Annotated in this window: 13 protein-coding genes; 11 read left to right on the forward strand and 2 right to left on the reverse strand. The window is 57.3% G+C overall.

Going from position 1 to position 12,449, the window contains the following annotated elements; translation table 11 throughout:
• The first annotated feature begins 13 nt into the window (after nucleotides 1-13).
• Together D777_RS02025 and D777_RS02030 are read left to right on the forward strand one after the other, a co-directional pair.
• Nucleotides 14-2,296 (forward strand): ATPase, T2SS/T4P/T4SS family, encoded by a 2,283-nt coding sequence (locus D777_RS02025; protein WP_036128335.1) that lies wholly within the window; start codon nucleotides 14-16, stop codon nucleotides 2,294-2,296.
• A complete protein-coding gene (locus tag D777_RS02030) occupies nucleotides 2,293-3,393 on the forward strand; it encodes an ATP-binding protein (RefSeq protein ID WP_036128336.1) in 1,101 nt (366 codons plus the stop codon). Before D777_RS02025 ends, D777_RS02030 begins: the two co-directional genes overlap by 4 nt.
• Here D777_RS02030 and D777_RS02035 read toward each other — a convergent pair.
• Both D777_RS02035 and fliK read right to left on the reverse strand, forming a co-directional pair.
• Complete coding sequence (locus D777_RS02035) at nucleotides 3,379-3,699, reverse strand: EscU/YscU/HrcU family type III secretion system export apparatus switch protein (protein WP_036128337.1); 321 nt, start codon at nucleotides 3,697-3,699, stop codon at nucleotides 3,379-3,381. The genes D777_RS02030 and D777_RS02035 overlap by 15 nt on opposite strands.
• Nucleotides 3,696-5,075, reverse strand: coding sequence for a flagellar hook-length control protein FliK (gene fliK, locus D777_RS02040; RefSeq protein WP_036128338.1), 1,380 nt, complete (start codon nucleotides 5,073-5,075; stop codon nucleotides 3,696-3,698). The genes D777_RS02035 and fliK overlap by 4 nt, the downstream gene beginning before the upstream one ends.
• Before the next feature lie 133 nt (nucleotides 5,076-5,208).
• Here fliK and ccmA point away from each other — a divergent pair, with 133 nt between their 5' ends.
• The 9 genes from ccmA to ccmI are packed head-to-tail and all read left to right on the forward strand — an operon-like array spanning nucleotide 5,209 to nucleotide 12,424.
• Nucleotides 5,209-5,847: a cytochrome c biogenesis heme-transporting ATPase CcmA gene (gene ccmA, locus D777_RS02045; RefSeq protein ID WP_036128339.1), complete on the forward strand. Its 639-nt coding sequence runs from the start codon at nucleotides 5,209-5,211 to the stop codon at nucleotides 5,845-5,847.
• A complete protein-coding gene (gene ccmB, locus D777_RS02050) occupies nucleotides 5,837-6,562 on the forward strand; it encodes a heme exporter protein CcmB (protein WP_036128341.1) in 726 nt (241 codons plus the stop codon). Before ccmA ends, ccmB begins: the two co-directional genes overlap by 11 nt.
• 32 nt (nucleotides 6,563-6,594) lie before the next feature.
• The gene (gene ccmC, locus D777_RS02055; RefSeq protein WP_036128342.1) at nucleotides 6,595-7,338 is read left to right on the forward strand and encodes a heme ABC transporter permease CcmC; all 744 of its coding nucleotides are present in this window, start codon (nucleotides 6,595-6,597) and stop codon (nucleotides 7,336-7,338) included.
• 3 nt (nucleotides 7,339-7,341) lie between these two features.
• The gene (gene ccmD, locus D777_RS02060) at nucleotides 7,342-7,578 is read left to right on the forward strand and encodes a heme exporter protein CcmD (protein ID WP_036128343.1); all 237 of its coding nucleotides are present in this window, start codon (nucleotides 7,342-7,344) and stop codon (nucleotides 7,576-7,578) included.
• Nucleotides 7,579-7,592: 14 nt separating this feature from the next.
• Nucleotides 7,593-8,063 (forward strand): cytochrome c maturation protein CcmE, encoded by a 471-nt coding sequence (gene ccmE / locus D777_RS02065; RefSeq protein ID WP_036128344.1) that lies wholly within the window; start codon nucleotides 7,593-7,595, stop codon nucleotides 8,061-8,063.
• A gap of 36 nt (nucleotides 8,064-8,099) precedes the next feature.
• On the forward strand, nucleotides 8,100-10,100 hold the full coding sequence (locus D777_RS02070) for a heme lyase CcmF/NrfE family subunit (RefSeq protein WP_036128346.1): 2,001 nt from the start codon (nucleotides 8,100-8,102) through the stop codon (nucleotides 10,098-10,100).
• A complete protein-coding gene (locus tag D777_RS02075; protein WP_036128347.1) occupies nucleotides 10,097-10,633 on the forward strand; it encodes a DsbE family thiol:disulfide interchange protein in 537 nt (178 codons plus the stop codon). Before D777_RS02070 ends, D777_RS02075 begins: the two co-directional genes overlap by 4 nt.
• A complete protein-coding gene (locus D777_RS02080; protein ID WP_036128348.1) occupies nucleotides 10,633-11,112 on the forward strand; it encodes a cytochrome c-type biogenesis protein in 480 nt (159 codons plus the stop codon). The genes D777_RS02075 and D777_RS02080 overlap by 1 nt, the downstream gene beginning before the upstream one ends.
• Nucleotides 11,113-11,167: 55 nt before the next feature.
• Nucleotides 11,168-12,424 (forward strand): c-type cytochrome biogenesis protein CcmI, encoded by a 1,257-nt coding sequence (ccmI, locus tag D777_RS02085; RefSeq protein WP_036129546.1) that lies wholly within the window; start codon nucleotides 11,168-11,170, stop codon nucleotides 12,422-12,424.
• Nucleotides 12,425-12,449: the final 25 nt, after the last annotated feature.

Here is a 12,449-nt window from a genome sequence, read left to right on the forward strand (position 1 = left end):
AGAGCGCTATTGAATGAAAGCTATTTACCCGAGGGCCCGTGAGGCCCTCCTTGCCGTTTCCCGACATGAATTTGTTGCCGGTTCGGATCTTGTAGGATCCATCACTGGTCATTCCATTCCCAGAGAAGAAACTGTCAGTCATATCCTCGAGGTGATGCCGGAGGTGGAACCGGATCAGATCGTGATGCACGTCGGCGGTGGCTCTGGTTACCTTGCTGCGGTTCTTTCCGGCCTGGCGCAGAGAGTGATCTACGTCGAGAAAAATGCCGCCGTTGCCGAGGCGGCCCGGGAACGTTTCTTCAGGCTTGGTAAGCATAATGTGGATGTGGTTGCCAAGAGTGTTGAGCAGACACTGGATCTCGATCAGCCGTGCGACACCATCCTTTGCACCACATTCATTGATGACCGGAACGTTATGGCTTCCTATCTTCGGGAAGGCGGTCATCTGATGTGTCTCGAAGGTCGGGCGGGCCCTGTTCCCAGCCTTGCCATGTTCGAGAAGCATGACGGCAAGCTGCAGCGTGTTCGAACCCTTGGCTGGATCGACTTCAACCGTAATGCGGAACAAATTCTGATTGACCTCGGTGTCGTAGACGAGCATGCGTTGGCTGCGGCTAAAGATGAAGCAGCCAGGGAAGACTGCCGTTTGCTGGATCTGCTGCGCCGAAAACTCAATCTTGAAGAGGCTGAGTTGTACAAATCTCTGGCCCGGCAGAGGGGGATGGAGTTCCGGGACGGCGACGAGTTACTGAACAGCCTTCAACCAAAGCTGTTCCGCCGGTTTTCCCGGACTTTCCTGGACCTCTCCCGGATGATTCCGGTTCAGGAAGAGGGAGACAAGGTTGTCGTAGCGACAGATGATCCAGACGCCAGGACAGACCAGCTTGAGCGGATGACCGGCAACCAGGCCGTGGAGTGTGTTCTGGTGACACCGACGGATTTTCGGCGCCTCTGGTCTGCTCTGGATCTGACGGTCAAGGGTAATCGGTTTGTGGCAGATCATGCTGCTGCGCCGGAAACCAGTGACAAAGCATCGAATGGGGATCTTCTGGGCGGCGACCAGAAAAATAGTAATGGCCACGTCAGCCCCTATCTGGTGTCCGTCTACGAGGCCATTCTGCTGGACGCGGTCAGTGAGAAAGCCAGCGATATTCATATCGAGCAGTACGAGGACCGGGTTCGTATCCGGCTGCGGGTCGACGGGGATCTCCATGACCTTCCCCAGTACCAGTTGTCGCCCCGTGAAATCAAAGGTGTCATTAACGTCATCAAACTCCGGGCTGAGCTGAATATCGCCGAACACCGATTGCCTCAGGGTGGGCGTTCGCGCTTGCAGCTCGGGGACATGGCATACGATCTCCGGATTCAGACCCAGCCTTCATTACACGGCGAAAACGCGATTATCCGTCTGCTGCCCCAAACCGGTCGGGCAATGACCATTGAAGAGCTGGGGATGTCAAAACAGATCGGCGGTCGCTATCAGCGCCTCCTCGATAACCCGGCAGGGCTGGTGTTGGTTGTCGGCCCCACGGGCTCGGGCAAGTCAACAACGCTTTACGCCGGTTTGCAGACGTTGGCGGATGACGGTCGCCGAAAGGTGATTACCGTTGAGGATCCCATCGAATATTCCATCGATAACATCCAGCAGACTCGGGTGCGGGCAGAGATTGGCTTTGGCTTCGCCGACGCCATGAAAGCGTTCGTCAGGGAAGATCCGGATGTCATTCTGGTCGGTGAAATTCGTGACCAGGAGACGGCTCTGGAAGCCATCCGAGCCTCCCAGACAGGCCACGTGGTGTTGTCGACCCTACACTGCAACGATGCCGTGGATTCCCTGCAGCGGCTCTATGATCTGGGCATTCACCCAAATTCCATTGCCGGTGAGCTGCTGGCGGTCATTGCCCAGCGACTTGCCAAGCGAATTTGTGAGCATTGCCGGAAACCAGCCACCCCTGACGCAGATATTCTCGAGGAGTTGTTCCCTGACGGACCACCCGCGAATTTCCGATGCTTTGAGGGAGATGGCTGTAACAACTGCAATGGGCGCGGAACTCATGGGCGAGTGGCCATTGTTGAATACATGGAGGTCGATTCCGATATCCGCAATGCCATTTCCAGTCAGCCGCCGATAGGAGAACTGCGTTGGCGGGCACTGGACGCTGGCTTGGTCACCATGCGTGACAGTGCGTTGGACCATGTTATTGAGGGCATTATTCCGTTGTCGGAGCTGCCACGTATCCTGCCCAGGGAGCGGATGGCTCCGGAAGTTCGTGGTGGCCGGAGGTCCCGTTCATGAGCGCGAAGAAAGAATACAAATCTGCCCAGCGAGAACCGGTTGAAGTGGCCTACGCGGATGAGCTGCAAAAACTTGCCTCCCTGGGGGAGGGGCCGGTGCCTCCCGGCTGGCGAATGTCCCCGAAGTCCGTTGAGAAATTTGTTTTGGGGGACGAGGCGCTGGGGATCGAGCGCAAGTTCGTTGCCGATCAGGCCATGGTGACCCGTATCATCATTTCGCTGTGTACCAGCCGCGGTTCTTTGCTGGTGGGTGAGCCGGGGACAGCGAAGTCCTGGCTGTCCGAACTGCTGGCTGCTGCGGTTTCCGGATCGTCCACGTTGACGTTGCAGGGCGGCGCTGTCAGTCAGGTGAGCCAACTCCTCTATGGCTGGAATGAGGCTATCCTGCGCTCCGATGGTCCCTGCCTCAAGGCGCTGGTTCCCAGCCCGCTGCTGCGGGGGATGATGGAAGGGCGCATCGTCCGTTTTGAGGAGATCGCTCGGTGTCCGCAGGCGTTACAGGACGCTTTGCTGTCGGTCCTGTCTGACCGGATCGTGGTGATACCGGAACTGGCCGGTGACGACGGGATCGTTCTTGCCCGGGAAGGGTTTAACGTGATTGCCACCTCCAACAGCATTGATGAGGGCGTTCACGCCATGAGTGCGGCGCTGAAGCGGCGAATGGACTTCGAAGAAATTCGCCCGATCCGTGATCTCCCGGATGAGATGGACGTTGTATTGAGAGAAGTCCGGAAGGCGAATACCCGGGTGGGTATTGACATGGAACTGGACGAGTCTGTCATTGAGGTGCTCGTGACCATGTTTCACGAACTGCGTAAGGGTCAGACGCTGGACGGACGAAGCACAGACCGTCTGGCAGGGGCTGCGCTTTCAACGGCCGAGGCGGTCTCCGTTGCCCATGCCGCCAGTCTGAATGCGTGGTACTACGGGGACGGTGCGATGACTGTGGCGCATCTGATGCACCATATCATTGGTTCGGCGCTCAAGGACCAGCCTGAGGACCGACGCCGCCTGAAGCATTATTTCGAGACGACGGTCGCACTTCGTACGACAGAAAACTGGCGCCAGGCCTGGGAGATGCGTTCACTCATCCAGTGAATCGTTGTCGGTTCGGGTTGGCCGGGTATCAGATGGTGTTCGACCACGTATGTGAAACGCGAAAGCCAGGATTTCCGCGATAACGCGATACAGGCTTTCCGGAATCTCGTCGTTCAGGGAGAGGCGCGCCAGAATGCCGGCCAATTCGGCATTCTCGTAGAGCGGCACGTTGTGCTCACGGGCAATCCGGATGATCTCTTCCGCCAGCTCGTGCGTTCCCGTGGCTGTAATGGTTGGCGCCCGATCGCCGTCATACTTGAGCGCGACCGCTGCATTGCCCTGATTGCCTTTGTGCTCGTTCGTCATGCCCGCGTATCCACCAGTCTGTGTTCCAGTCGCGTCGAGGCCCCTGCGGGGCTGCCTCGTCGACACTCGAGGTCGGTGACTTCCAGACCCAGATCCGTCAGGCTGCGCCTGAGCAAAGGCAACTCTTCATTCACCTGCTTCAGAGTTGCTTGCCGCTCTGCCCACACCCGGGCGCTGACGGCTTCCTGGCGTAGCGTTACATCAAAATGCAGGGGGCCGGCCTCGTCCAGATCCATAGCCAGCGACAGTCGCCATTCACTTCTGGCGGATGCCGGTTTGTCTCGTTCTTTGCCGGATTCGTGGTCATGCTGCTCTATCTTCAGTTGGGCGGTTCTGGGCTCGTTCTGTGGCGTCAGCCAGGGGAGTTCGATCAGCATGGTTGAGGTGGGCGCGGCAGCTGCCTCGCCACCAGCCCGGGAGGTCAGTACCTGACTATGCAGCTGATTAACCGTAATCCTGTTCAGCATGCCTGCGAGCATCCGGAGCATCTGGCCGACCGTCGAGGGTTCATTGCCGGCGGACGGTTGAGGGGTGGTCACAGGCTGGGGGAACTGAAGTGGGTTCTGGACCAGATCCGGGCTTGTCAACGGTGTCAGCCGGTTGAATTGTTCAGGGGCCTGTCCCTGATGGGAAAGCAACGCGGTAATGACGCGAGTGATGGCCAGTTTGAGGTCGGGTAATGTGGGGGAGGGCGTCTGTGTCAGTCGCGACTCGGCAAACAGGCCGCTTTCGGATAACCATTGTCGAATCTGATCCGGTGTTGCTTTGTTCGCCCCTACGCCTGGTGACAGGCTGCTGCTCGCGGGTAATCTGGAAACAATTTGATCGATCACCTGACGTGCTGATTCCGGCAGCGGCTGAGCCCCTCGTGTGGATGGTAGCTGTCCGGGAGATAAGTCGGGTTTGATGCCTCGAGTCAGGCTGCCAAGCAAATTTGTGAGGCCGGATTCCAGGTTGTGTTGCCAGGGGATTTTCTGGGCCAGAGCGCGGGCGATACCTGCTTCCTGGGTCGGGGCGAGTTTCCCGATCAACTGGAGTTCGTTTCCCGCGCGCATGACTTTTACCCAGTCGTCCACCGCGAGCTCTGTTTTCCCAAGAGATGCTTGTACGGTCAGGGACTTTCCTCTGATATCGAGCAGCAGTTCCGAGGCTGAACCTCCCTGTTGCCGAATTACCTGAGCGACGCGAGCGAGGGCGGTTTCACGGTTGGCCAGTTGCAGGGCATCGAGTTGCACTCTCGCCGAGCTGGCCACCGAGCCTTGTGCCGGGAGGCTGGCTGCGTCCCGGGTCGGCGTCGCAGCTTCGCCCGTCTTTGTGGACACATGCTGCGACGGTGTTGAGGGTTGTGGCGGTGGCTGGTTGCTGGGTAGTTTCATCGGCAATGATTTGATTCCGGACAAGAGTAATCCGCAAACGCTTTCGTTATAATACGCCGCGCCGGCGATTCTCGCCGTGAATAATGCACTCGATGCCTCGTTTTGTAAGCATCGTCCTTGTCATGGGGCCCTGATGTCTGAGCCGCTACTACAGGCTGTCAATCTGCAGTGTGAAAGGGATGAACGCGTACTGTTCCGTGACCTTTCCTTCTCCATAGTGCCCGGTACGGTCACCCGTGTCGAGGGTCCTAATGGCTCTGGCAAGACCACCCTGCTTCGCATCCTTGCCGGTTTGAACGATGCCTGGTCAGGTGAGCTCCTGTGGCGTGGTGAGCCGCGAGTGAATCTCCGTGAAGAGTTCCAGAGAAATATGCTCTATCTGGGGCATAGGACGGGTATCAAGACACTGCTGACACCCCTGGAGAATCTTCGGGCTTTGATGGCTGGCCGTCGCCCGCTGTCTGACGACGTACTGAGGCAGGCCCTGGCGGGCACCGGGCTGGCTGGTTTCCAGGACGTTCCCTGCCGCAACCTCTCCGCGGGGCAGCAGCGCCGGGTTGCTCTGGCCCGTTTACTGGTTGCCGATGAACCACTCTGGTTGCTTGATGAAGTATTCACGGCCATTGATGTGGATGGAGTTTCGGCGATTGAGTCTCTGCTGCAACAGCGTGCTGCTGAGGGCGGTGCCGTCGTCGTGACAACCCACCATGATCTCAGAATGGCCGGCATGCACCGAATTGTGTTGGGTGGAGGGCTCGACGATGAGCGCTGATCTTCGGCCGGAAATAAAACCGGTAAGTGCTGGCGTCGGGACCTTCGCTGCCATGAAAGCCGTCTTTGGCCGTGACCTGAAAGTCGCGTTTCGGCAAAAACAGGATTTACTCAATCCGTTGCTTTTCTTTGTCATGGTGGTGTCCCTATTCCCCCTCGGAGTTAGCCCGGAAGTGTCATTCCTGCGGGAGGCTGGGGCAGGTATCCTGTGGGTAGCAGCGCTTTTGTCTGTTTTGTTGTCACTGGATCATCTGTTCCGTCATGATTTTGATGACGGCTCTCTGGAGCAACTGGTGCTTCAGCCGCAACCGTTGTTCCTGCTGGTGCTGGCCAAGACGCTGGCTCACTGGATGCTGACAGGGTTGCCTCTCGTGGTGCTGACACCTGTGTTGGGCGTTATGGTCCATCAGGAAGGGAACTCTATTGCAGTTTTGTGTCTAACGCTGCTGATTGGTACACCGGTGCTGAGCCTGATTGGCGCCATCGGTGCGGCATTGACTCTGGGTTTGAGGTCAGCGGGCGTGCTCTTGTCGCTGCTGATCATTCCGCTGTACATTCCCGTGCTCATCTTTGGCACGGGAACGGTGGCCGCGGCGGCAGATGGGGCATCGGTTGGTGCCTACGTAGCGTTAATGGCAGCGTTTCTGGTGCTGGCTGTGACGCTGGCGCCTTTCGCCGCGGCGGCGGCTTTGAGAATCAGTCTGTCGAATGGCTAGGAAATCGAAATGAATAATGGGGTATCCCTCTGATGTGGCAATGGTTTCATAAACTGGGCTCTCCCAAATGGTTTTTCGGGATTGCAAACCGGTTGATGCCCTGGTTGTTAGCCGGTGGATTAATCATCCTGGCTGTTGGTGTTGTCTGGGGGTTGGCCTTTGCGCCGAAGGATTATCTGCAGGGCAACAGCTATCGGATTATTTTCATCCATGTTCCGACGGCATTCCTGGCCCAATCCGTTTACATCATGATGGCGGTCGCCGCCGTGGTAACACTGGTTTGGCGGATGAAGCTTGCCGACGTTTTTGTGAAGGCTGTGGCACCTGTTGGCCTTGTGTTGACCTTCCTGGCCCTGTTTACCGGCGCGGTTTGGGGCAAGCCAACCTGGGGAACCTGGTGGATCTGGGATGCCAGGCTTACTTCAATGCTGATTCTGTTGTTCCTCTATGGCGGTGTCATTGCTCTAGATCGCGCCATCAATGACGAGAAATCCGCCGCCAGGGCGGTGGCAGTGCTGGTGCTGGTTGGGGTGGTGAATATCCCTATCATCAAATATTCGGTTGAATGGTGGAATACACTCCACCAGCCGGCGACGTTAAAACTCACCGAGAAGCCCTCCATGTCCTCGGAAATGCTGATTCCGCTTCTGCTTTCCATTCTGGGCTTGTATCTACTGTTTGGCTGGTTGGCCTGTATTCGTATGCAGACAGAAATACTCGTGCGGGAACAGCGAACCAAGTGGGTTCGGGAGATGGTCATGGCGGGGAGAAACTGATTTATGGCATTTGACTCTTTTTCGGCGTTTCTGGCGATGGAGGGGCATGGCCCATACGTTTGGGCCTGTTACGGTGCGTTTGTTCTGCTGATGGCGACCCTTATGGTGTGGTCGCTTCGTCGCAGGAAGGCGGCGTTTGACGCCTGTCGCCGCGGATTTGAAGAGACCAGGAATACCGGCCGCACCGCGGCCTCCGGGGCGCAAGCGACCTTCGCCCGGGTAAATGTTTCCCAAGACTGAATGGCAGGTACTGAATGCATCCTCTGCGTAAAAAACGGCTCACTATTGTTCTCTTTCTGGTCGCGGGCATTGCGATTGCTGTCGGGCTGACGACCTATGCATTGCGGCAGAACATCAATCTGTTCTATGACCCCACACAAATCGCGGCGGGTGAGGCTCCTGTGGATGTCCGCATCCGTGCCGGTGGTATGGTAGAAGCGGGTTCCGTGGTCCGTGAACCGAACAGCCTGAAGGTGATTTTCCGGGTCACTGACTTCAATGAATCGGTTCCGGTTGAGTACGAGGGCATCCTGCCGGACCTGTTTGCAGAGGGGCAGGGCGTGGTCGCGATGGGGCGTCTGAATGACAGCGGCCGTTTTGTTGCCGACCAGGTACTGGCCAAACACGATGAGAACTATATGCCGCCTGAGGTTGCCGATTCCCTGAAGAAGGACGTGGCCGGACAGAGCTCGTCTGCCGAGACTACGGGTTCGGCTACCTACTGATTTTAAAGACTCACGCCAGATAGCTGGAGGCACTGAATGTATCCGGAACTTGGACAGCTTGCACTGATACTCGCACTGTTGCTGGCCGTACTCCTTTCCGTTGTCCCATTGGTGGGATCCATTACCGGACGGGATAACCTGCAGGCGTTTGCACGTCCTTTGGCATCGGGGATGTTTGTCTTCATAGCGATGGCGTTTGCCATCCTGACGCACTCCTTCCTGATCGATGATTTCTCCGTGGCTTACGTAGCCAATAACAGCAACAGCATGCTGCCGTGGTACTTCAAGTTCAGTGCTGTCTGGGGAGGGCACGAAGGCTCCCTGTTGCTCTGGATCCTGATGCTTTCAGGATGGACGCTGGCGGTGGCCATTTTTAGCCGGCGCCTGCCTTCGGAGATGATCTCCCAGGTGCTTTCCGTGCTTGGCATGGTGGCGGTGGGTTTCCTTCTGTTCATCATTATTACGTCCAACCCGTTCGACAGGCTGTTGCCCAATGTGCCGACTGACGGTACGGACCTCAATCCGCTGCTACAGGATTTCGGATTGATTGTGCACCCGCCTATGCTCTACATGGGTTACGTCGGATTTTCGGTTGCCTTTGCCTTTGCCATTGCGGCGCTGATCAATGGCCGCCTCGACGCCGCCTGGGCGCGTTGGTCCCGCCCTTGGACTACTGTCGCCTGGGCGTTTCTCTCCGTTGGTATCGCACTCGGCAGCTGGTGGGCCTATTACGAGCTTGGCTGGGGCGGCTGGTGGTTCTGGGATCCGGTGGAAAATGCTTCTCTGATGCCCTGGCTGTCCGGGACGGCGTTGATGCATACCCTCGCGGTGACGGAAAAGCGTGGTGTCTTCAAAAGCTGGACTGTTTTGCTGGCCATCGTCACCTTTGCGCTAAGCCTGCTCGGCACCTTCCTTGTTCGGTCTGGCGTGCTTACCTCGGTGCATGCCTTTGCCTCGGATCCTGAGCGGGGGGTATTCCTGCTGGCACTGTTGGGCATCACAATGTTTGCCAGCCTGGCGTTATATGCATTCAGGGCGCCGGTCGTGCATGTCAGGGCAAGCTATGCAGGCTTGTCCCGGGAAGTATTTCTGCTGCTCAATAACGTGTTGCTGGTATCGGCTACATTGTTGGTAGCTGTAGGCACACTCTACCCCTTGGTTCTGGATTATCTGGAGCTCGGTAAACTATCGATCGGTGAGCCGTTCTTCAACAGTACCTTTACACCCCTGGCGGTGGCGACAGCTCTGTTGCTGGGGGCGGGTATTTTCTCCCGCTGGAAGAAAACCGACGGTGGCTGGCTTGGCCGAAAACTGCTGTGGCCGATCGCCGTGAGTCTGGTTGCTTCCTGCTTCGTGGTGCTTTCATATGGTGGCTTCAAGCCCTGGGCCTTTATTGGGGTCTTCAGTGCGATGTGGATTGCAGTCGCCACCGCCTGGGATCTGTGGGATAAATCATCGTCCCGTAAGGGGCGTCTCCAGGGCCTGAAGCGTCAGTCCAGAAGCTATTACGGTATGGTGCTCGGTCATTTGGGGCTGGCGTTGACCATTGCCGGCGCCACAGTCGTGTCCAACTATGGCATTGAGCGGGATGTACGTATGGTCCCTGGTGATACCGCCACCGTTGGTGATTATCAGTTCGTGTTTCGTGAAATCGGCCAACGGCAGGGCGCCAACTTTACGGCGCAATACGGGCGCTTTGATGTGATCCTGGACGGCGAGCGTATTGCCCAGTTGCATCCGGAGAAGCGCCAGTATCCGGTTGGCATGAGCGTCATGACCGAAGCGGATATTGATGCCGGGCTGTTCCGGGATATCTTTGTCGCTGTCGCTGAGCGCCTGGATGATCGGGCCTGGGCCATACGTTTGCAGTACAAGCCTCTTATTCGGTGGCTCTGGCTCGGTGCTCTGGTGATGGCTATGGGTGGGTTCCTCGCGATCTCGGACCGCCGCTACAGGCTTCGCGTGCGTGATGAGCAGCCCGAAACCAAAACGGCTCAACCGATCAAGACGGACGACCCTGCTGGAGCGGTATCATGAAGAGGGTGTTGCTGTTTCTACCACTGATCATTGTTCTCGGCCTTGGTGTCGTCCTTTTCGCAGGTATCGGTAAAGATACGACGACGCTGGAATCGGCTTTGATTGGAAAGCCGGTGCCATCCTTTTCTCTGGCGGACCTTCATAGTCCGGGGCGACTGATCAGCAATGACGTTTTCAAGGGCAAGGTCCAGCTTCTCAATGTATGGGGCACCTGGTGTCCGTCATGCCGGGATGAGCATCCGGATCTGTTGCGCCTCGCCAAGCAGAAAGGTGTGTCCATTATTGGATTGAATTACAAGGATAGTCGCGATGAAGCTTTGACATGGCTAAGCCGCCTGGGCGACCCATACAGCACATCAATCTACGATCCGAAAGGCACCCTGGGCTTTGATCTTGGTGTTTACGGGGCGCCTGAAACCTTTGTGATTGATGCCAGCGGTGTCGTGCGCTACCGCCATGTTGGGGTGGTGAATCAGAAAGTCTGGGAAGAAACACTGCTTCCAGTGATCAACGAGGCGAAGGGGAACGGCTGATGTTGCGAGCTTTATTGGCCATTGGCCTGGTCATCGTTTCCACGCTTTCACTGGCAGAAGTCACCGATGTTTATGATTTTGATTCGCCGCAGCAGGAAGAACAGTTCCAGACCATGATCGAGGAATTGCGCTGCCCGAAATGCCAGAACCAGAACATCGCCGATTCTCATGCGCCCATTGCCAAGGATATGCGTAATGAGGCGTACCGGATGATGCAAGGCGGCGCTTCCCGGGATGAGGTTGTTGATGCGCTGGTCGACCGGTTCGGTGAGTTCATTCTGTACAAGCCTGCAGTCGAGAAACGCACATTCTTACTTTGGGCGACGCCCGTCATCGCCGTGTTTGTGGGGCTCCTGGCGGTGATCGGCGTCGTGATCCGCTCCCGGCGCAACGCCCGTTCCATCACCGAGCTGACCCCGGACGAAAAGGCCAGAGCAGAAGAGTTTCTGGCGGACATGGAGCAGGAGAAGCGGTCCTGAACCGCTAAATCAACCCGTTCCCGCACCCTTGATTCGAACCATTGACGATAACTTCATGACTGAAACATTCTGGATTGCCTCAGCGGTACTGATCATTCTCGCTATTGCCTTTGTACTTTACCCGGTCCTGTTCCACCGTTCCGGTGCCCGTGAGCGTACCGATCTGAGGAACCAGAACCTGATGGCTTACCGAACACGTCGGAAGGAACTTGATGACGAGTACGAAGCCGGTGCTGTTGATGAGGAAACCTACCAAAAGCTCAAGGATGAGCTGGCCGGTAGCATGCTGGATGACGTCGAGGACGGGCCGGTCCGTTCAAACCGGCACACCGGGCGCCGCAGCGCGATGGTTGTTGGCCTGTTGGCAATTGCCCTGATCCCGGCGTCGACTTTCCTGCTTTATCAGAAATGGGGCGCTATGGACCGCGTGGAGCAGTACATCACCATGCAGCAGATGGGTAACTCCGACAGCGCACGGGCTGAGCAAATGGGTGAGTTGGTGGCCAAGCTCCGTGAAAAGCTGGAGGCGAGTCCCGACAACCCGGATGGCTGGGCAATGCTGGGCCAGAGCTATATGCGTCTGGAGCGATACGATGACGCGTCCTGGGCATTCCAGCAACTGGCCGGTGTGACCGAGACGGAAAACGCCAAGGCCGTGGCGCTCGGGTTGGCAGCGCAAGCGCTGTTCTTCGGCAGTAAAGGTGAAATGACCGATAAGGTGACTGAGGCCATCTCGGCAGCCCGCGAGGTCAACCCGGACGAAGTGAATGCGCTGGGTCTTCTGGGCATTCATGCTTTTAGCCAGGAACAATACCGCGATGCCATCCGTTTTTGGGAACGGATCGTGACAGTGGCGCCGGATCATCCTCAAATTGCCTCGATCCAGGGTGGAATCAACGAGGCATACCGTCGCCTGGGTGAGGAGCCACCTGCGGTTGCAGAAGCGGCATCCGGTCCGGGTGTGACAGTTCGAGTTTCGCTGGATGATGCCTTCAAAGGCGACGTGCCCGACGATACAACGCTGTTTGTCTTTGCCCGCCAGGTAGGCGGTCAGGCGGGCCCCCCGCTTGCCATCGCCCGTTTGAGTGCCAGTGCCCTGCCTGCCGAGGTGCGCCTGGATGACAGCCGTTCCATGTCGCCACAGGCCCGTATCTCGGCAGCCGATCAGGTACTGATTACCGCACGGCTCAGCCGCTCAGGCACCGCAATGGCTCAGGCCGGTGATTGGCAGGGCAGCCTGGATAACCCGGTACCAGTCTTGAAAGACGGAGACACCGTCGAAATTGTTATTGATAAGCAGCTTACAAATTAACAGCCTTATCGAAAGTGCCTGCCGC

This window comes from Marinobacter nitratireducens (assembly GCF_000708045.1).
Classification (GTDB): domain Bacteria; phylum Pseudomonadota; class Gammaproteobacteria; order Pseudomonadales; family Oleiphilaceae; genus Marinobacter; species Marinobacter nitratireducens.

Bases quoted from the DNA above. Each gene is read 5' to 3' on its own strand.
- D777_RS02075 (WP_036128347.1), top strand. From the start codon at position 10,097: ATGAAGAGGGTGTTGCTGTTTCTACCACTGATCATTGTTCTCGGCCTT.
- fliK (WP_036128338.1), bottom strand. From the start codon at position 5,075: ATGAAACTACCCAGCAACCAGCCACCGCCACAACCCTCAACACCGTCG.
- D777_RS02080 (WP_036128348.1), top strand. From the start codon at position 10,633: ATGTTGCGAGCTTTATTGGCCATTGGCCTGGTCATCGTTTCCACGCTT.
- D777_RS02035 (WP_036128337.1), bottom strand. From the start codon at position 3,699: ATGACGAACGAGCACAAAGGCAATCAGGGCAATGCAGCGGTCGCGCTC.
- D777_RS02070 (WP_036128346.1), top strand. From the start codon at position 8,100: ATGTATCCGGAACTTGGACAGCTTGCACTGATACTCGCACTGTTGCTG.
- ccmC (WP_036128342.1), top strand. From the start codon at position 6,595: ATGTGGCAATGGTTTCATAAACTGGGCTCTCCCAAATGGTTTTTCGGG.
- ccmE (WP_036128344.1), top strand. From the start codon at position 7,593: ATGCATCCTCTGCGTAAAAAACGGCTCACTATTGTTCTCTTTCTGGTC.
- D777_RS02030 (WP_036128336.1), top strand. From the start codon at position 2,293: ATGAGCGCGAAGAAAGAATACAAATCTGCCCAGCGAGAACCGGTTGAA.
- ccmA (WP_036128339.1), top strand. From the start codon at position 5,209: ATGTCTGAGCCGCTACTACAGGCTGTCAATCTGCAGTGTGAAAGGGAT.
- ccmB (WP_036128341.1), top strand. From the start codon at position 5,837: ATGAGCGCTGATCTTCGGCCGGAAATAAAACCGGTAAGTGCTGGCGTC.
- ccmD (WP_036128343.1), top strand. From the start codon at position 7,342: ATGGCATTTGACTCTTTTTCGGCGTTTCTGGCGATGGAGGGGCATGGC.
- D777_RS02025 (WP_036128335.1), top strand. From the start codon at position 14: ATGAAAGCTATTTACCCGAGGGCCCGTGAGGCCCTCCTTGCCGTTTCC.
- ccmI (WP_036129546.1), top strand. From the start codon at position 11,168: ATGACTGAAACATTCTGGATTGCCTCAGCGGTACTGATCATTCTCGCT.